This is a genomic window from Gordonia sp. 11cp (assembly GCF_057767225.1).
Genome location: NZ_CM173437.1, coordinates 2,908,101 through 2,931,509 on the forward strand (window position 1 = coordinate 2,908,101; position 23,409 = coordinate 2,931,509).

General features: G+C 67.3%; 17 protein-coding genes. 10 read left to right on the top strand and 7 right to left on the bottom strand.

What is annotated here, in order from left to right:
• Positions 1 to 4: 4 nt before the first annotated feature.
• The 8 genes from AC3B6C_RS13005 (at position 5) to AC3B6C_RS13040 (ending at position 14,576) form a co-directional block, all read left to right on the top strand.
• A complete protein-coding gene (locus AC3B6C_RS13005; RefSeq protein WP_488373028.1) occupies positions 5 to 1,111 on the top strand; it encodes an MCE family protein in 1,107 nt (368 codons plus the stop codon).
• Complete coding sequence (locus AC3B6C_RS13010; protein WP_488373029.1) at positions 1,111 to 2,439, top strand: MCE family protein; 1,329 nt, start codon at positions 1,111 to 1,113, stop codon at positions 2,437 to 2,439. Before AC3B6C_RS13005 ends, AC3B6C_RS13010 begins: the two co-directional genes overlap by 1 nt.
• Entirely contained in the window at positions 2,439 to 3,770 is a 1,332-nt protein-coding gene (locus AC3B6C_RS13015; RefSeq protein ID WP_010844670.1) for an MCE family protein, read from the top strand. The genes AC3B6C_RS13010 and AC3B6C_RS13015 overlap by 1 nt, the downstream gene beginning before the upstream one ends.
• Positions 3,767 to 5,008: an MCE family protein gene (locus AC3B6C_RS13020; RefSeq protein ID WP_010844669.1), complete on the top strand. Its 1,242-nt coding sequence runs from the start codon at positions 3,767 to 3,769 to the stop codon at positions 5,006 to 5,008. Before AC3B6C_RS13015 ends, AC3B6C_RS13020 begins: the two co-directional genes overlap by 4 nt.
• 99 nt (positions 5,009 to 5,107) lie before the next feature.
• Positions 5,108 to 5,752 carry a hypothetical protein gene (locus AC3B6C_RS13025; RefSeq protein WP_488373030.1) on the top strand — a complete coding sequence of 215 codons (645 nt, stop codon included), beginning with the start codon at positions 5,108 to 5,110 and terminating at the stop codon, positions 5,750 to 5,752.
• Positions 5,752 to 6,690: a hypothetical protein gene (locus AC3B6C_RS13030; RefSeq protein WP_488373031.1), complete on the top strand. Its 939-nt coding sequence runs from the start codon at positions 5,752 to 5,754 to the stop codon at positions 6,688 to 6,690. Before AC3B6C_RS13025 ends, AC3B6C_RS13030 begins: the two co-directional genes overlap by 1 nt.
• A gap of 360 nt (positions 6,691 to 7,050) precedes the next feature.
• On the top strand, positions 7,051 to 10,539 hold the full coding sequence (gene rpoB, locus AC3B6C_RS13035) for a DNA-directed RNA polymerase subunit beta (protein ID WP_035718262.1): 3,489 nt from the start codon (positions 7,051 to 7,053) through the stop codon (positions 10,537 to 10,539).
• Between the two features lie 80 nt (positions 10,540 to 10,619).
• On the top strand, positions 10,620 to 14,576 hold the full coding sequence (locus tag AC3B6C_RS13040; RefSeq protein ID WP_010844665.1) for a DNA-directed RNA polymerase subunit beta': 3,957 nt from the start codon (positions 10,620 to 10,622) through the stop codon (positions 14,574 to 14,576).
• Positions 14,577 to 14,641: 65 nt separating this feature from the next.
• On the opposite strand, the gene AC3B6C_RS13045 is transcribed toward AC3B6C_RS13040, so the two are convergent.
• The 7 genes from AC3B6C_RS13045 to AC3B6C_RS13075 form a co-directional block, all read right to left on the bottom strand.
• Complete coding sequence (locus AC3B6C_RS13045) at positions 14,642 to 15,640, bottom strand: alpha/beta fold hydrolase (RefSeq protein WP_488373032.1); 999 nt, start codon at positions 15,638 to 15,640, stop codon at positions 14,642 to 14,644.
• A 71-nt stretch (positions 15,641 to 15,711) separates the two neighbouring features.
• A complete protein-coding gene (gene glsA / locus AC3B6C_RS13050; protein WP_488373033.1) occupies positions 15,712 to 16,938 on the bottom strand; it encodes a glutaminase A in 1,227 nt (408 codons plus the stop codon).
• A gap of 25 nt (positions 16,939 to 16,963) precedes the next feature.
• Positions 16,964 to 17,335, bottom strand: a complete 372-nt coding sequence (locus AC3B6C_RS13055; protein WP_004023387.1) for a VOC family protein — start codon at positions 17,333 to 17,335, stop codon at positions 16,964 to 16,966.
• A gap of 86 nt (positions 17,336 to 17,421) precedes the next feature.
• Complete coding sequence (locus AC3B6C_RS13060; RefSeq protein WP_488373034.1) at positions 17,422 to 18,273, bottom strand: endonuclease domain-containing protein; 852 nt, start codon at positions 18,271 to 18,273, stop codon at positions 17,422 to 17,424.
• A 237-nt stretch (positions 18,274 to 18,510) separates the two neighbouring features.
• Positions 18,511 to 18,837 carry a hypothetical protein gene (locus AC3B6C_RS13065; protein ID WP_488373035.1) on the bottom strand — a complete coding sequence of 109 codons (327 nt, stop codon included), beginning with the start codon at positions 18,835 to 18,837 and terminating at the stop codon, positions 18,511 to 18,513.
• A 158-nt stretch (positions 18,838 to 18,995) separates the two neighbouring features.
• Entirely contained in the window at positions 18,996 to 19,535 is a 540-nt protein-coding gene (locus AC3B6C_RS13070; RefSeq protein WP_010844550.1) for an RNA polymerase sigma factor, read from the bottom strand.
• Between the two features lie 63 nt (positions 19,536 to 19,598).
• Positions 19,599 to 19,964, bottom strand: coding sequence for a hypothetical protein (locus AC3B6C_RS13075; protein WP_488373037.1), 366 nt, complete (start codon positions 19,962 to 19,964; stop codon positions 19,599 to 19,601).
• A 216-nt stretch (positions 19,965 to 20,180) separates the two neighbouring features.
• On the opposite strand from AC3B6C_RS13075, the gene AC3B6C_RS13080 reads away from it, so the two are divergent.
• Together AC3B6C_RS13080 and AC3B6C_RS13085 are read left to right on the top strand one after the other, a co-directional pair.
• On the top strand, positions 20,181 to 21,563 hold the full coding sequence (locus tag AC3B6C_RS13080; protein ID WP_488373038.1) for a GTPase: 1,383 nt from the start codon (positions 20,181 to 20,183) through the stop codon (positions 21,561 to 21,563).
• 27 nt (positions 21,564 to 21,590) lie between these two features.
• Positions 21,591 to 23,408: a dynamin family protein gene (locus tag AC3B6C_RS13085; RefSeq protein ID WP_488373039.1), complete on the top strand. Its 1,818-nt coding sequence runs from the start codon at positions 21,591 to 21,593 to the stop codon at positions 23,406 to 23,408.
• Position 23,409: the final 1 nt, after the last annotated feature.

A 23,409-nucleotide genomic window follows, 5' to 3' on the forward strand; every position in this document is an offset into this window, starting at 1 on the left:
CACGATGGCAGACAACAACGATCCGAACGTGCGCGACCCGAAGATGAACGACACCGAACGCGATGAGACCGACGCCCCGGTGCAGCATCCGCACCGGCGTTTCGGCGGCCGGCGCAGCCCGGTCAGCATCGGTGCCATCGGCATCCTGATCCTGCTGATGCTCGGACTGAGCTCGTTCTATCTCGCCGAACTGCCGCTGCTCGGCGCGGGTGCGCGCTACACCGCGAAGTTCACCGAGGCCGCCGGTCTGAAGCCGGGGAACGAGGTCCGCGTCGCGGGCGTGAAGGTGGGCGAGGTCGACGACGTGACCCTCGACGGGGATCGCGTCAACGTGACCTTCCGGGTGGAGAACACCTGGATCGGCGACCAGACGCAGGCGACCATCCAGATCAAGACGATCCTCGGTCAGAAGTTCCTGTCGCTGAACCCGCGTGGCAGCGAGCCCGCCGATCCCGACGTCCCGCTGACCGACACGGTGGCCCCGTACGACGTCATCGAGGCGTTCTCGGGCGCGGCCGAGCAGATCGGCGAGCTCGACAACGACCAGCTGGCCGAGTCGATGCGCGTGCTCTCGGACACCTTCTCGGGGACCGCGGGTACGACCGGTCCGGCGCTGGACGGCATCGCCCGCCTGTCGCAGACGATCTCCAGCCGCGACCAGGAGGTTCAGCGTCTGCTGGCCGCGACGAAGGACACCTCGAAGATCCTGGCCGATCGCAACGAGGAGTTCGTGCGCCTCATCGGCGGCGCGGGTCAGCTGCTCGACGAGCTGAACAACCGCCAGCGCAACATCTCGGCGCTGCTGGCCAGCACCACGAGCCTCAGCGACTCGCTCACCGGCATCGTGCGCGACAACGAGGAGCAGATCGGACCGGCACTCGACGCGCTGAAGGGCGTCAACGAGTTGCTGCAGCGTCAGAACCAGAACATCCGCGACTCGATCAAATACATGGCGCCGTTCTATCGCCTGTACGCGAACGTGCTCGGCAACGGTCGCTGGTTCGAGTCCTCGGTGGTGAACCTGCTGCCGCCGGCGCTGCCACAGCAGAACACGACGCGTCCGCCGAACAAGCAGGCCTTGGAGAACCAGGGCGGGACGGGAGTCGGCTGATGACCACACCGGATCTGACCCAGAATTCGGGTCCCGGCCGCTGGTTCACGCCGCGGCACATCGTGGTGATCGTGATCGGGCTGATCATCGCGCTCATCCTCGCGGGAGCGCTCTGGTGGGTGTTCTCCTCGATCGGCACCACGAAGATCACCGCGACCTTCAAGCGGTCGGTCGGCATCTACGAGGGCTCCGACGTCCGGGTGCTCGGCGTGGCCGTCGGCAAGGTCGACTCGGTCACGCCGGAGGGCGAGACGGTGAAGGTGACCATGACCGTCGACCGCGGCGTCGAACTGCCCGCGGATGTCCGTGCGGTGCAGATCATCCCGTCGGTCGTCGCGGATCGCTACGTGCAGCTGACCCCCGCCTACACGGGTGGGGAGAAGGCGCCGCGCGACCTCACCCTCTCCGTCGACCAGACGATGGTCCCGGTGGAGGTCGACCAGATCTACGCCAGCGTCAAGGAACTGTCCGACGCCCTCGGACCCGATGGCGCCAACAAGACCGACGGCACCGGCCGCCAGGGCGCGGTGAGTGAACTCGTCACGACCGGCGCGGAGAACCTCGAGGGCAACGGCGAGAAGCTCGGTGCTGCCATCGAGGGACTGTCGAAGGCCTCGACGACGCTGAGCGATTCGCGCGGCAACCTCTTCGACACCGTGAAGAACCTGAACACGTTCGTCGGCGCACTGCGCGAGAACGATGCGCAGGTACGGCAGTTCAACACCCAGATGGCCTCGTTCAACCAGTTCCTCGCCGGTGAGCGCGAGCAGCTCGCCGCCGCGCTGAACAAGCTGTCGATCGCTCTCGGCGACGTGGCGACCTTCCTCGCCGACAATCGCGAGCAGATCGGCGAGACGGTGAAGGACCTGCAGCCGACGACCCAGGCGCTGCTCGACCAGAAGAACAACCTCAAAGAGGTCCTGACCGTGCTGCCGATCACGGTGAACAACCTGATCAACGCCTACGACGCCGAGTCGGGCACGCTGGCCATGCGGCTGACGATCCCGGACCTGCAGGACCTGATCGGAGCGCAGTGTCGCCTGCTCGACCTCGGGCAGCTGCTGCCGGGCAACCCCGCGGCCGATCAGTTCAGCGACACGTTGCGTCCGCTGATCAGCCAGTGCGAGGAGATCGGTGACCAGATCCAGGAGGGTGTGCTCGAGCCGCTGCTGCCCGTGCTGCCGTTCGGCATCATGAGCAACAACAAGCTGCAGCGCGCGCCGGTGCCGGGCACCGTCCCGGGCAACCCCGACCCCGAGATCGGCAACCCGTCGCCCTCGAGGTCGCCGGCCCCGTCGTCCACCCCGCGACCCCGGGGAGGCAACTGATGAACCGCTCGTCGATGCGTACGGCGATGGCCGGCGCAGCACTGTCGCTGACCCTGCTGGTGACCGGCTGCATGTCCAACGGCATCCAGTCGATCCCGCTGCCCGGTGGCGTGAACACCGGGGACAACGCGCGCACGTACAAGATCCAGTTCGACGACGTGCTCGACCTCGTGCCCCAGTCGACGGTCAAGCGCGACGGCATCCCGGTCGGGCGCGTGACCAAGGTCGAGGTGCCGAACGACCAGTGGTTCGCCCAGGTCACCGTCGAGGTGCAGAACAACGTCGATCTCTCCGACGAGGCCGAGGCGAGCGTGCAGCAGACCTCGCTGCTCGGCGAGAAGTTCGTGGCGCTGACCGAACCGGACGGCAGTGCCGACGCGCCGCGCCAGAACCCCGACCAGCCGATCCCGGTGTCGCGGACACGCACCGCCACCGACATCGAGCAGGTTCTCGGCGCACTGGCCCTGCTGCTCAACGGCGGTGGTCTCAATCAGCTGCAGCCGATCGTCACCGAGCTGAACAAGGCGCTCGACGGCCGGACCGACAAGGTCCGCAACCTGATCGGCGAGACCGAGGACCTCATCGCCGGGCTGAACCGGCAGCGTGACGACATCATCACCGCCATCGACGGTCTGGCCGAGTTGTCGACGCGCACGGCCGCGCAGACCGCGCAGATCGACCGCATCCTCAAGCAGCTGCCCGCGGGCGTCGAGGTGCTGGAGGAGCAGCGACCGCAGTTCGTCGAGCTGCTGACCAAGCTCGATCAGCTCGGCCAGGTCGGTACCGATGTGCTGGGCAAGTCGCGCACGGCGCTGATCAACGATCTGAAGGCGTTGCGGCCGGTGCTCACCCAGCTCGCCGCCGCGGCTCCCGATCTCATCACCGCGGCGCCGCTGATGCTCACCCACCCGTTCCCGGACTGGCTGTTGCCGGGTGTCCGCGGTGACTCGACCAACCTGTTCATGACGCTCGACCTCCGCGTGCTCAATCAGCTCGAGGCGCTCGGCGTCGGCCAGGGGACCCCGAAGTACTCGCCGCCTGCTCGCGTGAGCGTGCCGGTCGACCCGCGCAATCCGTACTACCGCGGCAACGGACCGCGCTACGGGTGGCCGACCATCACCTTGCTTCCGCCGGGTCCGAACTGGCGTCCGGGACCGAACACCCCGCCGTCGGGTGGGCGCTATCCCGCGTCCTTCTCCCGGCCGGCAGAGGGCGCCGGCCCGATGCCGACTCCCGCGACCCCGGGTCAGGGCATCCTCGACGGCCCGCTGGCCGCGATGGGACTCGCACCGGCGGCGCCCACCCAGAACCCGTCAGGAGCAGGACGATGATCGGCAAGCTCGTCAAGATACAGCTGATCGTGTTCGTGATCGTCGGTCTGGTGGCGCTGGTGTACGTGGGCGCGAAATACGCCCGCCTGGACAAGCTCGCCGGTGTCGGCATGTACACGGTCACCGCCAAGCTGCCCGATTCGGGCGGCATCTTCACCAACGCCGAGGTCACCTACCAGGGTGTGCCCGTGGGTCGCGTCGGCAAGCTGACGCTCACGTCCGAGGGAGTCGACGTCGCGCTCGACATCGACTCGGGTGGGCCGGAGATCCCGGCGTCGGCGACCGCGGTCGTCGCGAACCGGTCCGCGATCGGCGAGCAGTTCGTCGACCTGCAACCGACGTCGTCGGAAGGGCCGTACCTGAAGGGCGGCGACACGATCACCAAGTACTCGCTTCCCGAGCCGCTCGAAGATGTGGTCGCCTCGGCGATCGACTTCACCGATTCGATCCCGGTCGACGACCTGAACACCGTCATCACCGAACTCGGCCGCGCATTCAACGGGCAGGGTGAGAACCTCACCCGCCTCGTCGACTCGCTCGGCAAGCTGTCGCGGGCCGGCGTGGACAACCTGAGTGAGACCGTCGCGCTCATCCAGAACTCGAACGTAGTGCTCGGCACCCAGGCCGATCAGTCCGACGCGATCCTCACGTGGTCGCGCAACCTGAATCTGGTCACCGCGACGCTGGCCTCGGCCGATCCCGACCTGCGGCGACTGCTGACGACGGGCACGTTGTCGGCGACCCAGATCTCGGAGCTGATCCAGAAGAACGGCAACGACCTCTCCAAGGTCGTGAAGGATCTCGCCGAGGTGGCCCGCACGATCGAGCCGGCCACCTACACGACGTCGACGACGTTCGCCATGCTGTCCGCGTTGTCGGCGGGTAGCCACGCACCCGCTCCGGGCGACGGTCAGATCCACTTCGGCGTCGTCCTCGAGACCAACAATCCCGCGGCTTGTACCCGCGGTTACGAGAGCACGGATCTGGTGCTGGCGGAAGCACGCCGACAGAATCCGGACTTCGATCCGCGCTACGACGACTTCGCGTTCAACACCGAGGCCAAGTGCACGGTGCCGTTCGGCAACCCGACCGGTGTGCGCAGCGCCGAACGCGCCCAATACGCCAACCCCGCCTACCCGCAGCCGTGGGACAACACCCCCAAGAAAGATCCCGACAAGCTCAACCTCAACCCGCTCGCCCGGCAGCTCGCAGCGCTGCTCGGTGTCCGGCCGCGGTAGACCCGACCACCCGACGAGCGACGCCGTCGCGATCAGGCCGCATGGTCTGGCTCGTGGCCTTGGCTTGCGCTCAGGAGCGATATATACAGTGTGTTCCCGATGACTGGCACCCCAGAACCGACAGAGAAGAAGCCCAGCGGCATCCGCCCCGCCGTGCGCCGGGCGGCGAAGTACGCGCCGGTTGCACTGGCCGCACTGGCCGCAGTGGCGGTCGTGGTCGGCGTGGTGCTCGTGGCCGTGTTCGGTGTACGCGCCTACAACGTCTACTTCGACGAGTACCCCGCACAGGAGACCCGTGACGCCGCGACGCAGGCGGCCGAGCAGGCCGTCCTCAACATCACGACGATCGACCCGGCCGATCTCGACGGCTTCCGGGAACGTGCCGAGGCCTCGCTGACCGGCAAGGCCAAGACCGAGGTGCTCGGCGGCAAGGACGGCAGCGTCCTCGACATGCTCGGGACGGCCGGTCCCAACACCGCCAAATTGAGCGCGCGACTGCTGCGCAGCGCACCGAGCGAGGTCGACGCCGACGAGGACAAGGCCAAGGTGCTGGTCTATGTCGTGACGACACTCGAACGTCCCGGCCAGCCCGGCATCGACGAGACGCGCGGCTTCGACGTCAGCATGACCAAGGACGGCGACGCCTGGAAGGCCGAGAACATCCTCGGACTCGAGGGCATCGCCTACACCGACGCCGGCGGTGCGCCCGCTCCCGCGGCCCCGGCTCCGGAGGGGGGCAACTGATGGCCACCGATCGCCCGAAGAAGAAGCCCACCCCGAAGCGCCGTCCGACCCCGAAGGTAGCCGGCAGGACCTCGTTGCCCCCTGAGGTGCGAGGAGCGAAAGCGGAAGCCCCCCTGCCCCCTGAGGTGCGAGGAGCGAAAGCCGCCGGGCTGAGCGAGCGCAGCGAGTCGAAGTCGACGAGCCTCGAAGGGCCTGGCGACGAGCCTCGCGACGCAACCACGGTCAACGCAGAGTCGGCCGAGCCCGAGACCCCCATCAATCCCGACACCACCAAGCCCGACCTCACCAAGCCCAAGGCCAAGCCGGTCGCGCGGGTCTCGACCCTGCGTCGGGGCGACGCGTCGGCGTCGGGTGCCCCGACCACGGGCACGAAGGACCGCCCGATGGGGCGGCGTCCCGGCAGGCGGTCGAACCGGCGGGGGAGCGGTGCGCGCAACTTCCTCGGCATCCGCACGGGCGTGCTCGCCGCGGTCGCGGCCGGGCTGTTCGTCGTCGCCGCGATCCTGGCATTTCATCCCGGTGCCGAGATCGGCCCCAACAAGGCGTTCGTGGACCAGGAGTCGACGGCGCAGCTGACCTCGCAGGCCCAGGAGCGGATCTGCGCGGTGTTCGGGTACGACCACACCGAACTCGACGAGTGGCAGAAGCGTGCTCAGGACGCCCTCACCGGTCAGGCGCGTACCGAGTTCGACGAGACCCTGAAGGCGCAGCGTGAGCTGATCACGCAGACCAAGACGGGTGCGGAGTGTCGTGTCGACGCGATCGGCGTGCGGGACCTCAGCGGAGCCGACGACGGCGCGACGGCGACCGTCATCGCGAACCTCGTCGTGAGCGAGACCCAGAACAGCATGGCCACCAACAGCGGTGCGCCGCGCGCACAGTTCGCGATGGTGCGTGAGGGTGATCAGTGGCGGATTCAGGCTGTCGAGCCCTTCTGATCGGCCTCTCGCGCACGCAGATCACCAGGTCGGCAGCGGTGGCAAAACCCAACTTCACGAATTTCGCGCGTAGCGCTTGACGTGGAGGCGATGTCGGGCCACGCTGTGACCAGCGATCGACGTGCAGGCAGCCACCCGCGCGAAATCGTTTCCAGACGGCTTGACAAAGTGCGTCTATTTTCTGCTACAGTTGGACGTTGCGCTGGCTGCCTCCTGTCCATCTATCGATCCTTCTTCGGCCACTCCTTAGACGTGTGTGCTGCGGTGATCGCCGATCCCAGGGTGTCACCAGCGAACGGCCCATCAAGCCACGTACTGCACATCTAGGTTGTGAATAACGTCGTGTTGGAAGGACGCATCTTGGCAGTCAACCGCCAGTCCACCTCAACAATCCCCGGCGCGCCGCATCGCGCGTCGTTTGCAAAGATCAGCGAGCCGCTGGAGGTCCCCGGCCTCCTCGACCTCCAACTCGATTCATTCGAATGGCTCGTCGGTTCGCCGGAGTGGCGCGCCAAGGCGATCGCCCGCGGTGACGAGAACCCGACCGGCGGGCTCGAGGACATCCTCCACGAGCTGTCCCCGATCGAGGACTTCTCCGGTTCCATGTCCCTGTCGTTCTCCGAGCCGCACTTCGACGAGGTCAAGGCCTCCGTCGAGGAGTGCAAGGACAAGGACATGACCTACGCGGCGCCGTTGTTCGTCACCGCGGAGTTCATCAACAACAACACCGGCGAGATCAAGTCGCAGACCGTCTTCATGGGCGACTTCCCGATCATGACCGAAAAGGGCAGCTTCATCATCAACGGCACCGAGCGTGTCGTGGTGAGCCAGCTGGTCCGTAGCCCGGGCGTGTACTTCGACGCCTCGATCGACAAGACCACCGAGAAGACCCTGCACACCGTCAAGGTGATCCCGGGTCGCGGTGCGTGGCTGGAGTTCGACGTCGACAAGCGCGACACCGTCGGTGTGCGTATCGACCGCAAGCGCCGTCAGCCGGTCACCGTGCTGCTCAAGGCGCTGGGCTTCACCGCCGAGGAGATCACCGAGCGTTTCGGTTTCTCCGAGATCATGATGTCCACCCTGGAGAAGGACAACACCGGGAACCAGGACGAGGCGCTGCTCGAGGTCTACCGCAAGCTGCGTCCGGGTGAGCCGCCGACCAAGGAGTCCGCGGAGAACCTCCTGGAGAACCTGTTCTTCAAGGACAAGCGTTACGACCTCGCTCGCGTGGGCCGTTACAAGGTCAACAAGAAGCTGGGCCTGACCGGCAACCCGATGGTGGGTGAGTCGACACTGACCCGCGAGGACATCATCGCGACCGTCGAGTACCTGGTGCGTCTGCACGAGGCCGACCCGCACACGACCACCTACATGACCGTCCCCGGTGGCGTCGAGGTGCCCGTCGAGGTCGACGACATCGACCACTTCGGCAACCGTCGCCTGCGTACCGTCGGCGAGCTGATCCAGAACCAGATCCGCGTGGGCCTCTCGCGTATGGAGCGTGTCGTGCGTGAGCGCATGACCACCCAGGACGTCGAGGCGATCACTCCGCAGACCCTGATCAACATCCGTCCCGTCGTGGCGGCGATCAAGGAGTTCTTCGGGACCAGCCAGCTGTCGCAGTTCATGGACCAGAACAACCCGCTGTCGGGTCTGACCCACAAGCGTCGTCTGTCGGCGCTGGGCCCGGGCGGTCTGAGCCGTGAGCGCGCCGGCCTCGAGGTGCGCGACGTGCACCCGTCGCACTACGGCCGCATGTGTCCGATCGAGACCCCTGAGGGTCCGAACATCGGTCTGATCGGTTCGCTGTCGGTGTACGCGCGGGTCAACCCGTTCGGCTTCATCGAGACGCCGTACCGCAAGGTCGTCGACGGTGTGGTCACCGACGAGATCGAGTACATGACCGCCGACGAGGAGGACCGCTTCCTCATCGGACAGGCGAACACCAACTTCGACGGCAACGGCCGCATCACCGACGAGCGTGTCCTGGTGCGCAAGAAGGGCTCCGAGGTCGAGTTCGTCGGCGCGACCGACGTCGAGTACCTCGACGTCTCGCCGCGTCAGATGGTGTCCGTCGCGACCGCGATGATCCCGTTCCTCGAGCACGACGACGCCAACCGCGCCCTGATGGGTGCGAACATGCAGCGTCAGGCCGTGCCGCTGGTGCGCAACGAGTCGCCGCTGGTCGGCACCGGCATGGAGCTGCGTGCCGCCGTCGACGCCGGTGACGTCATCGTGTCGGGCAAGACCGGTGTGGTGGAAGAGGTCTCGGCCGACTACATCACCGTCATGTCCGACGACGGCACCCGCGACACCTACCGGATGCGCAAGTTCGCGCGTTCCAACCACGGCACGTGTGCCAACCAGCGTCCGATCGTGGACGAGGGTCAGCGCGTGGAGTCCGGCCAGGTCCTCGCCGACGGCCCCTGCACCGAGAACGGTGAGATGGCGCTCGGCAAGAACCTGCTCGTGGCGATCATGCCGTGGGAGGGTCACAACTACGAGGACGCGATCATCCTGAGCCAGCGTCTCGTCGAAGAGGACGTGCTCACCTCGATCCACATCGAGGAGCACGAGATCGACGCCCGCGACACCAAGCTCGGTGCCGAGGAGATCACCCGGGACATCCCGAACGTCTCCGACGAGGTGCTCGCCGATCTCGACGAGCGCGGCATCGTGCGTATCGGTGCCGAGGTCCGCGACGGCGACATCCTGGTCGGCAAGGTCACCCCGAAGGGCGAGACCGAGCTGACCCCGGAAGAGCGTCTGCTGCGCGCGATCTTCGGTGAGAAGGCCCGTGAGGTCCGCGACACCTCGCTGAAGGTGCCGCACGGCGAGACCGGCAAGGTCATCGGCGTGCGCGTGTTCAGCCGCGAGGACGACGACGACCTGGCTCCCGGCGTCAACGAGCTGGTCCGCGTGTACGTGGCCCAGAAGCGCAAGATCCAGGACGGCGACAAGCTCGCCGGTCGTCACGGCAACAAGGGCGTCATCGGCAAGATCCTCCCGCAGGAGGACATGCCGTTCCTGCCCGACGGAACCCCGGTCGACATCATCCTGAACACCCACGGTGTGCCGCGTCGTATGAACATCGGTCAGATCCTGGAGACCCACCTCGGGTGGGTCGCCAAGGCCGGCTGGAACATCAACGTCGCCGAGGGTGTGCCGGAGTGGGCGTCGAGGCTGCCCGAGGACATGTACTCGGCCGAGCCCGACACCAACACCGCCACCCCGGTGTTCGACGGCGCTCGCGAGGAGGAGCTGACCGGACTGCTGTCCTCGACGCTGCCGAACCGCGACGGCGAGGTGATGGTCAACGGCGACGGCAAGGCGACGCTGTTCGACGGTCGTTCCGGTGAGCCGTTCCCGTACCCGGTGTCGGTCGGCTACATGTACATCATCAAGCTGCACCACCTGGTCGACGACAAGATCCACGCTCGCTCGACCGGTCCGTACTCGATGATCACCCAGCAGCCGCTCGGTGGTAAGGCGCAGTTCGGTGGTCAGCGTTTCGGTGAGATGGAGTGTTGGGCCATGCAGGCCTACGGCGCGGCGTACACGCTGCAGGAGCTGCTGACCATCAAGTCGGACGACGTGGTGGGCCGCGTGAAGGTCTACGAGGCGATCGTCAAGGGCGAGAACATCCCGGAGCCGGGTATCCCCGAGTCGTTCAAGGTGCTGCTGAAGGAGCTTCAGTCGCTGTGCCTGAACGTCGAGGTGCTGAGCTCCGACGGTGCGGCCATCGAGATGCACGACACCGACGACGAGGACCTGGAGCGCGCTGCTGCCAACCTCGGCATCAACCTGTCGCGCAACGAGTCGGCCACCGTCGACGATCTCGCCAACTGACCCTCACCACCTCGGGCCGGGCGCCGGATTCACTCCCGGCGCCCGCGCCCACTGACAACAGAGCTCTGGAAAGGTAACAAGTGCTCGACGTCAACTTTTTCGACGAACTGAAGATCGGTCTGGCGACAGCCGACGACATCCACAACTGGTCATACGGTGAGGTCAAGAAGCCGGAGACGATCAACTACCGCACGCTCAAGCCCGAGAAGGACGGCCTGTTCTGCGAGAAGATCTTCGGCCCCACCCGGGACTGGGAGTGCTACTGCGGTAAGTACAAGCGCGTCCGCTTCAAGGGCATCATCTGCGAGCGCTGCGGCGTCGAGGTGACCAAGGCCAAGGTGCGCCGTGAGCGCATGGGCCACATCGAGCTGGCCGCACCGGTCACGCACATCTGGTACTTCAAGGGTGTGCCGAGCCGGCTGGGCTACCTGCTCGACCTGGCGCCGAAGGATCTCGAGAAGATCATCTACTTCGCCGCCTACGTCATCACCGCGGTCGACGACGAGCTCCGCCACAACGAGCTCTCGACGCTCGAAGCGGAGATGGAGGTCGAGAAGAAGGCTGTCGCCGACCAGCGCGACGCCGACCTGAACGAGCGTCAACAGAAGCTCGAGCAGGATCTCGCCGAGCTGGAGGCCGAGGGCGCCAAGGCCGACGTGCGCCGCAAGGTGCGCGACGGTGCCGAGCGCGAGATGCGTCGTATGCGCGACGCCGCTCAGCGCGAGCTCGACGGCCTCGAGGAGATCTGGGACAAGTTCGTCAAGCTCTCGCTGGGCGACCTGATCATCGACGAGAAGCTCTACCGTCAGCTCGAAGAGCGCTACGGCGAGTACTTCCAGGGATCGATGGGTGCCGAGGCGATCAAGAAGCTCCTCGAGACCTTCGACATCGACGCCGAGGCCGAGTCGCTGCGCGAGACCATCCGTAGCGGCAAGGGCCAGAAGAAGCTGCGTGCGCTCAAGCGACTCAAGGTCGTCGCGGCGTTCCAGCAGTCGGGCAACTCGCCGCTGGGCATGGTCCTCGACGCCGTGCCGGTGATCCCGCCGGAGCTGCGCCCGATGGTGCAGCTCGACGGTGGCCGCTTCGCGACCTCTGACCTCAACGACCTGTACCGCCGCGTGATCAACCGCAACAACCGCCTCAAGCGACTGATCGATCTGGGTGCTCCCGAGATCATCGTCAACAACGAGAAGCGGATGCTGCAGGAGTCGGTCGACGCTCTCTTCGACAACGGTCGTCGCGGCCGTCCGGTCACCGGACCGGGCAACCGCCCGCTGAAGTCGCTGAGCGATCTGCTCAAGGGCAAGCAGGGTCGTTTCCGTCAGAACCTGCTCGGTAAGCGTGTCGACTACTCGGGCCGTTCGGTCATCGTCGTCGGTCCGCAGCTCAAACTGCACCAGTGTGGTCTGCCGAAGCTGATGGCTCTCGAGCTGTTCAAGCCGTTCGTGATGAAGCGTCTGGTCGACCTGAACCAGGCGCAGAACATCAAGTCGGCCAAGCGCATGGTCGAGCGTCAGCGTCCCGCGGTGTGGGACGTCCTCGAAGAGGTCATCTCCGAGCACCCGGTGCTGCTGAACCGTGCACCGACGCTGCACCGCCTCGGCATCCAGGCCTTCGAGCCGCAGCTGGTGGAGGGCAAGGCCATTCAGCTCCACCCGCTGGTGTGTGAGGCCTTCAACGCCGACTTCGACGGTGACCAGATGGCCGTGCACCTCCCGCTGTCGGCGGAGGCGCAGGCCGAGGCACGCATCCTGATGCTGTCGTCGAACAACATCCTGTCGCCGGCGTCGGGCCGCCCGCTCGCCATGCCGCGTCTGGACATGGTGACCGGTCTGTACTACCTGACCACCCTCCAGGAGGGTGCGATCGGCGAGTACACCCCGGCCACGGGCGACGACGTCGAGCGTGGCGTCTACTCGAACCCGTCGGAGGCCATCATGGCCGTCGATCGTGGTGCACTCACCGTGCGTTCGCGGATCAAGGTGCGTCTGACCGATCAGCGTCCGCCGGCCGAGATCGAGGCCGAGCAGTTCCCGGACGGCTGGAAGTACGGTCAGGCCTGGGACATCGAGACCACGCTGGGTCGGGTGCTGTTCAACGAGCTGCTGCCGATCCAGTACCCGTTCGTCAACGAGCAGATGCCGAAGAAGCGTCAGGCCGTGATCATCAACGATCTCGCCGAGCGCTACCCGATGATCGTGGTCGCCCAGACCGTCGACAAGCTGAAGGACGTCGGCTTCTACTGGGCCACCCGTTCGGGCGTCACCATCTCGATGGCCGACGTGCTCGTGCCGCCGCAGAAGGCCGAGATCCTCGACAAGTACGAGGAGCGGGCCGACGGCCTGGAGCGCAAGTTCCAGCGCGGTGCCCTCACCCCGGACGAGCGTCGTGACTCGCTGGTCGAGATCTGGAAGCAGGCGACCGAAGAGGTCGGTGCGGCCATGGAGGCGCACTACCCGGACGACAACCCGATCCCGATGATCGTGAAGTCGGGTGCCGCGGGCAACATGACCCAGATCCGCTCGCTCGCGGGCATGAAGGGTCTGGTGACCAACCCGAAGGGTGAGTTCATCCCGCGCCCGATCAAGTCCTCGTTCCGCGAGGGCCTGACCGTCGCCGAGTACTTCATCAACACGCACGGCGCCCGTAAGGGTCTGGCCGACACCGCGCTTCGTACCGCCGACTCGGGTTACCTGACCCGTCGTCTGGTGGACGTGTCGCAGGACGTCATCGTGCGTGAGACCGACTGTGGCACCGAGCGTGGCATCACCACGACCATCGCCGAGAAGCAGGCCGACGGCTCGCTCATCCGCGACGCACATGTCGAGACCTCGACCTACGCCCGCACGCTGGCGCAGGACGCGGTCGACGCCGACGGCAACGTCATCGTCGAGCGCGGTCACGACCTGGGCGACCCGGCCATCGAGGCGCTGCTGGCCGCCGGCATCACGCATGTCAAGGTCCGTTCGGTCCTGACCTGTGGGACCGGCACCGGTGTGTGTGCGATGTGCTACGGCCGTTCGATGGCCACCGGCAAGCTCGTCGACATCGGAGAGGCCGTCGGTATCATCGCGGCCCAGTCGATCGGTGAGCCCGGTACCCAGCTGACGATGCGTACGTTCCACCAGGGTGGCGTCGGTGACGACATCACCGGTGGTCTGCCGCGTGTCCAGGAGCTCTTCGAGGCTCGCGTCCCCAAGGGCGTCGCGCCGATCGCGGAGGTCTCGGGCCGGGTGCGCCTCGAGGACGACGACCGCTTCTACAAGATCACCCTCATCCCGGACGATGGTTCGGAAGAGGTTGTCATCGACAAGATCTCGAAGCGTCAGCGTCTGCGCGTGTTCAAGCACGACGACGGTTCCGAGCGGCTCCTCGCCGACGGCGACCACGTCGAGGTCGGCCAGCAGCTCATGGAAGGCTCGGCCAACCCGCACGAGGTGCTGCGCGTCATGGGTCCCCGTCAGGTGCAGATCCACCTGGTCAACGAGGTCCAGGAGGTCTACCGCAGCCAGGGTGTGTCGATCCACGACAAGCACATCGAGACCATCGTGCGTCAGATGCTGCGTCGCGTGACGATCATCGACCACGGTTCGACCGAGTTCCTGCCCGGTTCGCTCGTCGAGCGCGCCGAGTTCGAGGCGGCCAACCGTCAGGTCGTGACCGAGGGCGGCGAGCCCGCTGCCGGACGTCCGGTGCTGATGGGTATCACGAAGGCCTCGCTGGCGACCGAGTCGTGGCTGTCGGCGGCGTCGTTCCAGGAGACCACGCGTGTCCTGACCGACGCGGCGATCAACAGCCGCAGCGACAAGCTGATCGGTCTGAAGGAGAACGTGATCATCGGTAAGTTGATCCCGGCCGGTACCGGTATCAACCGTTACCGCAACATCCAGGTTCAGCCGACCGAGGAGGCGCGTGCCGCGGCATACGCGGTGCCGTCGTACGACGACACCTACTACAGCCCGGACGGCACCTTCGGTGCTCCGGCCGGCGCTGCGGTGCCGCTGGACGACTACGGGTTCTCCAACGACTACCGGTAGTCACTGACCCGAACACGACGCGGCCCCCGCACTCATCGCGAGTGCGGGGGCCGTTTCGCGTTTGCTCAGCCCACGGGCAGTGTGGTGACGGTGCAGATGTCGAGCAGAAGGTCGTAGTAACGGCCGCCGGGGTAGTAGGTCGCGGTGACGGCGTCGGTCACCATGTCCGACGACCAGCCGGTGGCCAGCGTGCGGAGGACCCGGCCGTTGCGGGGACGCGGGACGGCCAGTTCGGACAGTTCGCCGATCAGGTCGGTCGACTCGCCTTCGGCGTCGATGTGGATGCCGGTGACCAGTCGCGAGCCGAGGAACGCCTGCCGCGTCGTCCGTTGCAGGACGGACACACCCTGGCCGAAGTTGTTGGACACCGAGGGCTGCGACGCGATGACCCGGATCGGCAGCCGATCGGCGCCGAGAGTCGCTGCGGCAGCGGTGAAGTGGCCGCCGAAGAACGAGTTGACCGGATCGAACAGCATGAGTCCGGCCAGCCGGCGGTAGGCAACCGGGTCGGCGCGGCGGAGCGCGTCGGCCGCCACGACGACGAACTCACCGCCGGCCGAATGGCCCGAGAAGATCATCCGGTAGGGCATCGTCACGTCGGTCCGTCCGGCGGCGTCTCGTGCGCGCAGCAGGCTCGCCGCGAGCGGGCTGTCGAGTTCCTGTCCCGAACCGAACACCCCGCCGATCGTGCGGGCGAAAGCCGCGTTGTCGGCGATGTTGTAGGCGACGGCGCACCCGCCGAGGTTGACCGAGTCCAGCGTCGGGCTCACGACGAGGAAGCCGGCGTCGGCGTATGCGCGGGCCACGATGTCGAGGTTGGCCCCGGTCCGGGAGAAGCCGTGCTGGAGCCAGACGACCGCGGCGGGCTGACCGGGTGGGAAGTACCAGCGGGCCGCGACCCGGACGGGCTTACCCGCACATTCGGTGGCGATCGACGACGACGACACGACCACTTCTGGACGGGCAGCCGGCGCGGCGGATGCGCTCGGGGGAGTTGCTCCGACCAACACGATCATCGCCGCGAGCGTCGCGATCAAGGACCAATGGAACCATCTCCCGGACATCCGGCCAGTCTATGGCCGGCCCGATGAAGGGGTACGCGGTTCCGGGAGTGCGCTCTGCGCAAGGCCGGCCGTCAGGCGTCCGCGCTGGGATCGGGGTTTGACGCGTCGTCGGGAACCATCAGGGCGCTCGGATCCTCGATGCGCACGTCGTAGTCCTCACCGAGGCGTCGGGCGACCTCGCCGATCAGCCGCCGGGCGGCGTCGTCCACCACCCGCACGTGGGTCAGGTCGAGGACGACGGCGTCGGTGGCAAATCCTTCGCAGGCACGGCTGGCGACGATCTCCGCCCCGGCGAAACGGACGTCGCCCTGGAGTTCGACGACGGTCTCGCCGTTCCGTTCGGTCGCCGATCGCAGCGCCGGCCGGCCGGTGGGCGCCACGTGCATCATGTGCAGTTCCATGTCGCGGGACAGTCGTTCGAAGACCGCGACGCCGCGCACGCTGTTGCCCTGGTCGTCGAGCTGCGGCGACCACACCGCGAGCCCGACCTGCCCGGGCAGCACGCCCAGGATCGCGCCGCTGACACCGCTTTTCGCGGGAATGCCCACCCTCGCCATCCAGCTGCCGCTGCCGTCGTACATGCCGCACGTGGCCATGACGGACAGGACATGCCGGGTGATCCAGCCTTCGAGCAGTCTCTCGTCCTTGCCGGTCGACATCCCGCCGTTGGCGAGTACGGACCCCATGACGGCGAGATCGCGGCAGGAGACCCGGATGGAACACTGGGCGGCGTATCCGTCGACGACGTCATCGGGTTCGCTGTCGAGTTTGCCTGCCGAGCGCAGCAGGTAGGCCAGGGCCGTGTTGTGGTCGTCGGAGGCGAGCTCGGCGCGGTGCACCTCCCGGTCCACTTCGACTCTGCGACCGGCGAGGGTGCTGATGAGATCGATGATCCGGTCGGTCCGGTCGGTCGCGTCGGAGCCGTCGATCATGCCGTGGACGGCGACCGCGCCGGCGTTGATCAGGGCATTACGCGGTCGTCCGGTCTCCGCTTCGAGTGAGATCTCGTTGAAGGCGTCGCCGGACGGCTCGGTGTCGACTCGTTCGAGCACCGTCTCGAGTCCCCGGTCCCGCAGGGCGAGAGCGTAGGCCGGCACCTTGCCGATGGATTGGATGGAGAACTCGTGGTCGGCGTCGCCCGCGGTGTACACGGTGCCGTCGATGGTGGCCAGGGCGATGCCGAACGACGACGGATCCGCCTGTTCGAGTTCGCGATTGCCGGTCGCGACCTCGCCCCCGTCGTCGTCGCGGCAGTCACTCAGGACTTGTTCGAGATAGTCGTCGATGGGGGAGCGCATATCCCACGGTAGCCACCCGGGACGCTCAGTTCTGCCGGTAGGGCATGTACTGCACACTCCAGGAATTGCCATCCGGATCGGCGAAGTACACGAAGTGGCCCCATGCCTGCTCGTCGACCTCGCCGGGGTCGACGCCCGCCGCGAGCAGTTGTTCCCGAGCCTCGTTGATGTCGGTGACGACGATCTGCAGACCCTTCACCGACCCGGGCTCGGCGTCGGTGAGCCCCTTGCCGAAGGCGATGGAGCAGGCGGACCCGGGCGGGGTGATCTGGACGAAGCGGATCTCGTCGGAGACGACGTGGTCATGGTCGACGTTGAAGCCGATCTTCGAGTAGAAGTCCTTCGCGCGGTCGACGTCGCTGACCGGCAGGATGACGAGCTCGAGTGTCCAGTTCACGGTTCCTCCTGGGGTTGTGGTGTGACACAAGACTCTCAAGAGATGCGGACAGATACGGTCCTTATTCGACGATCCCGCGTCGCGGGTCATCTTCGACGACGGATGCGATGCCGGTCTTGGCGAGTGACCGCACGGATCTCTTCGAGAACCTGATCCCATCCATAGAGCACGTCGTCGTACGTCAGTCGCATCGTCATCCACCGGTCGAGCATCGTCATCCGGTCTCGGCGACGGTCGTTGCCGAAGGCCGCCCTGTCCGAGTGGTACGACTCGCCGTCGCATTCGATGAGCAATGACCCCGTTCGCAGGTCAGCTCGCTCGCGGTCACCGATGGACGGTTGCACCTCCACGTCGAAACCGGCGGCGATGAGTCTGAGCCGGACGATCGATTCGGTCCCGGATTGCGAACGCGGATCGCACCGCTCGAACATCGCCGAGACCGACCGGGCGACGCGTCCCATGTCGGCCTGGAGATCCGGGATGGTCCACTCGGTGGTGCTGAGGATCGAGTCGACGATCGCGATCCACTCCTCGGCCGGTAGGCAACGCGCCGCGCAACCGATCGCCAACGGGATCGGGTCGACTGCCGTTCTCACCGGCAGCGGTTGTCCGAACCCTTGGCACCAGCGGAACGGGCCGCTCGGCCGCGGTGCGTTCTTCTTGTGTTTGCTCCGCCGGACGTGGGTCTCGTTGTGCCCCGACGGTATCCAGATCCCAGGGTGGCCGTGTTTCTGGTGGAAACGCAGGGCGCTGACACAGGACAGCGCACCGCCCGCGGTCACTGCAGCCACGGCCTGCCAATCGGCGTTGGCCACGCGAACCCACCCGTAACCAAGCGGGGTCAGGGTTTCGGTGCGCCGGGCCTGCTTGATGTCCTCCGCCGTCCAGCCCAGCGCGGTCAGTTCGTTCAGTGTGAAGACGCCACAATCCGAGGTCATGCCTGCTTTGACGCAGCGAACCGGTCCGCGGTTTCATCGGGACCGGCCGGTGTCCGCGATTTCTCGTCCATCTCACGGGTGGCGGAGGGCAATATGCCCTTCGACGTCGCTCAGCTGGATGAGATTTCTCAGCCCGCCGAGAATCGGACCGCCGGGCGAATCTGGGCCGCGACCCCCACACCGTTTTATAGCCCGAAGCCGCGTGTACCGCGGCTTCGGGCTATGGAAACGGAGGGGTCAGACGGCGTCGCCGCCGTCGATGCTGCCGAAGTCGCCGACCTCGACGTTGCCCTGGTCGTCGACGGCGGTGTCGAAGGTGCCGTCGGCGTCGGTGTCGGCGACGGCGATGTCGGTGTATCCGTCGGCGTCGGTGTCGGCTTCGATGACGTCGATCTCGCCGTCGGCGTTGGTGTCGTAGGCGATGGAGTCGGCCTGGCCGTCGCCGTCGGTGTCGAGGATGGCGTCGGTGGTGCCGTCACCGTCGACGTCGGTGAGGGCGGCGTCGACGGCTCCGTCGCCGTCGGTGTCGACGAGAACGGCGTCGGCGGGGATCTCGGTGCTCATGGCGGGGTCCTTTCGGGTGCGGCGTGGTGGCGCCGGGAGGTGAAGTGGTTCTGGTTACTTGGAGGTGAGTCTGGCCCGGTTTGTTCCCCCGTGCCCCGAAGTCGCGTTGCGTTCATTCGCGCGGATTACGCCGTCGCGCGGGTCACGCGCCACTGCCGTCACCGCAGGTCCGCGAGCAACTCGGACAAGATGGAGCGCGCGCGGGAGATGCGACTGCGCACGGTCTGCAGACCGATGCCCTGCGCCTCGGCGATCTCGGAGTAGCTCAACTCGCCGTAGACGCGCAGCACGAAAGTCGCCCGGTAGGCGTCCGGTACCTGCGACAACGCTTCGGCGATGCGATCGGACACCACGACCTGCGCGGCGACGTCCAGGTGGCTCATCGGGTCGTGATCGGCGATGTCATCGGCATCCGTGCGTTTGCGGATGCGGGCGAGCGCGGCGTTGGAACCGATCCGGTACAGCCAGGTCGACAGCTGCGCGTCGCCCCGGAAGTTGCCGATCGCGCGCCATGCGGCGACGAGTGCGTCCTGCATCGCGTCCTCGGCGTCGTGCTGGTTGCCGGTGATGCGTAGACAGATGGCCCACAACCGGTCTCGATGCTGTTCGACGAGCGTGGTGAAGGCTGCCTGATCTCCGGCGCGCGCGCGTTCGAGAAGATCCGCGCCGGACGGGGATTCGTCGATCAACGACTGCACCCGCTCATCGTAGGGCCGCCTCCCTGCCGTGGCAGCGCATCGCGATTTTCGATGCCGCGCTTCTCAGAAGTCGTCATCGATCGTCCCGGCCTCGAAGGGATCGTCCACCGAATCCTCGGTTCCGCCGAAGACGTCGTCGTCCGGGCCGGACACCGGCTGATCCCCGGCGACGTCGTCCGACAGCGGATCGACGTCGTCGAAGCCGGCGACATCGGCGTCGGATTCGGCGTCCAGCGGATCCGGACCGGGTGCGGCGGTCAGGTCGGTGGTGAGTTCGTACGACGGGTCGAAGGCGGTGTCGACGGCGGCGTCCCACGCGGCCTCGGGCACGCTCAGTTCGGCGGGTGGATCGGTGTCACGCAGCCATTCCTCGAAGCCGTCCCCGTCGGAACCCCCGTCTTCGAAGCTGTCATCCAGGTTGTCGGTCATGGTCTTCCGCCTCTGCAGGTGTGTCGGTCATCCGATATCTGTACCGCCGGATTCTCCGACGCGCGGGTACTCGACACGGATACTGTCATCCGGTCGACTGCCGGGCGCTGAGGAGTGATGGAGAATTCTCGGCACGTACCTAGGAGTGCCGCCGAGCCCGGAATGTTCCCACCGGATTCGGAAATGTCTCGGGAGGTCAATCTCGTGGAGCAGCGCATGACCGTGCGTGGTCGCGTGGAGCAGTTGCTCGACGAGGTGGGCCCGCTGTCGCCGGATCCCGCGGGACTGCACGCCCTGCGCGCCCAGCTGGCCGAGCCGCTGACGGTTGCCCTCGTCGGACGTGTGAGTTCGGGCAAGTCGACGCTGCTCAACGCCCTCGTCGGTGACCGCGTCGCCCCGACCGACCGCGCCGAGTGCACCCGGGTCGCCGCGCTGTACACCGAGGGCAACCCGCAGCGGGTCGAGGTGATCGGCCTCGACGGCACGGTCACCGAACTCCCCGGCCCCATGCGCGGCGACCTCGGCCGACCAGCCGAGGAGATCGACCACGCGGTCGTCCACACCCCGTCGCGGTTGCTCCGCGAGCGTTTCCGGGTCGTCGACACCCCCGGACTGTCGGGGTTCACCGACACCGCCGAGATCGCCACCCGGCGCGTGTTCGGCCGGCGGGGGCGGCTCGCCCGGCCGGACGTCATCCTGTTCCTGCTCGACGACGCCGCGGGACCGAAGGCCGACGAGGTCGCGTTCCTCGCCGATGCCGGGGCGTCGGCGCAGAACACGATCCTGGTGATCTCGCAGGCCGACCTCATCGCCGCCGACAACCCGATGCTCAAGGCCCAGGAGATCGCGCGTCGGGTGTGGCGGCGGTTCCCGGCGATCGCGGGCGCGGTGGTCGCGGTGTCGGGGCTGATGGCCGAGGCGGGTGTCTGCGGGGTCACCGAACGCGAGACCGCGCAGATCTCGCGACGCGGGCAGCTCGAGTCGTGGGAGCTGCTGACCATCCTCGACGGCGGGATGCCTGCTCCGCCGGGGATCGACGTCGACGAACTGGGCCGGCTCGAGCAACTCGTGGGCACCTACGCGATGGACGCGGGCGGCGAGATCGCGCGGCAGGGCGCGAGGGCCTATTGCGAATGGCTGCACCGGGTTTCGGGTATCGATGAGTTGCGACTGGCGATCGGGCGGCGATTCCTCGCGGTCGGCGACATCCTCAAGGCCCGCACCGTTCTGGCCGCACTGCGCGAGTCCGCCTACCGCAGTGCGCGCCGCGACGCCTTCCTGGAGGCCATCGACGAGGCCGAGACGTCACCCGCGCTGCACCGGCTCCGCGAGGTCACCGCGCTCGAGGCCCTCGCCCGGTGGCAGCCCGACAGCGAACTGGTCGGTGAACTCAACCTCGTGGTCGCGAGTCGCGATGTGCGCGTGCTGCTGTCGCTGCCGCCGAACGCCGCGCCACCTCAGCTCGCCGACGCCGCGCGGCAGCGGGCCACCGACTGCCGGTCGAGGCGTGCCTTCGCGGCGACGTCGGCCGAACGGGAGGCGCTGCTGGTCCTCGAGCAGACCTATCAACTCATCCGGCGCGGACTGTGGGTCAACTGACGCGATGGCGAACGAGGAGAGCAGACGGTGACTTCCAAGGAACCCACCGCGCCCGAGGCGGTGTTGCAGACGGCGGTCGGTGCGCTGCGCAAGCACGGTGAGGACGCGATCGCCGACCGCGCTCTGCGCGTCCGCGACCGGCCGGCGCCGCAGGGCACCGTGGTGGTCATCGGTGAGGTCAGCCGGGGCAAGAGCTCACTGGTGAACACCCTTCTCGGGGTGAGCGGACTCGCGCCTGTCGACACCGAGATCACCACGTCGGTCTACGTCCGGTACACCCCCGCCACCGACGACCTGCCGGCCGGGACGGCCCTCGTCGAGTTCCCCGGCGCCGCGCACCGCATCCCGGCGACCGAGCTCGCCGACTGGGTGACCGTCGGCGGGCGTTACGCGGCCGGCGTCCCCGCGGAACGTCTCGCGCCCGGCACGCCCATCGATTCCGTTCTCGTGCCCCCGGTCTCGGCGCGCGTGGGGGTCGACGCCGCGCTGCTGCCCGGGGTCACCGTCGTCGACACGCCCGGTGTCGGGTCGCTGGTCCCCGAACACGTCGAGGCCGCCGTCAGCGCGGCTCGCGGGGCGTCGGTGCTGGTGATGGTGTGTGATGCGACCGCACCGCTGAGCGCACCCGAACTCGACTTCCTGCGCAGCGTCAGCGAGGAGGTCGCCTCGGTGGTGCTGGTGGTCACCAAGACCGACCTCGTGATGCGCCAGTGGCGGACGATCGTGGCCGAGAACCGAAAACTCATCGGCGCCAACGCCCCTCGGTTCGCCCACATCCCGATCATCGGCGTGTCCAACCGCATCGCCGCGCAGGCCGCGGCGATCACCGATCCCGATCGTCGCGAACGGGCGCTCGCGGCGTCGGGCGTCGGAGAACTCGTCGACGCCCTGAGCCCGCTGGTCCGCGAGGGTGCCGCGTCCCCGGTGCGCAATGCGCTGCAGCTGACCTTCGCCGGACTCGACGACGTCCGCACCCGCCTCGTCCTGGAGATGAAGGCCGCCACCGCGACCCCCGCCGAACGTGCCGACATCGAAGCCGAGCGGGACCGTCTCCAGCGCCTCAAGGATCGCCGCCGGGAGTGGCGGGCACGCCTCACGCAGGACATCACCGCGGCGTCGCTGCGTACCGACGATCTCATGCGCGACCGCTTCGACACGCTGCTCGGCCAGTGGTCCACGCGGATCGACAAGCTCCGCTTCTACGAACCGCACCGGGCGGGTCAGGAGCTGATCGCGCAGATGACCGTCGACCTCGAGGCCGCGGCCCGCGAGGTGAGCGCGTCGTTCGTCGCCGGCATCGAGCGGATCGCCGATGCGCTGTTCGCCGACGCCGCCATCTCCGACGAACTCGTCGGGCAGATCGCCGGCGGCGCAGGAGAGCTCAAGCTCCGTGGGCAGGAGAAGATCTCGCCGTGGAAGAACATGGTCGACCCGATCCTGCTGTCCATCGTGGCCGCGGGCGGGCCGCTGGCGATCATCCCGGTGGTCAACGTCGTCGCGGTGCCGGTGTGGGCGGGTGTGGTCGTCGGGTTCCGCGCGTCGAAGGTCGGCAAGGAGAATCACCGCAAGTGGCTGACGAAAGCGGTCAACGACATGAAGGCCGACGTGCGGTCCCAGCTGCAGTCGATCAAGGCGCAGGCGAGCGGCGACCTGCAGATCGCCTACGACGAACTGCTCGAGAAGCTGCTGGCCGAGTCGACCAAGATCCTCAACGACGCCGCGGCCGAGTCCAAGAAGTCCGCGGCCGAACGCGAGAAGACCGCCGCGGATCTCCGCAATCAGATCGTCGCCGTGGACAACGTGCGCAAGTCGATCGCCCGCGTTCTTCGAGCGCCCGCCGGATGAA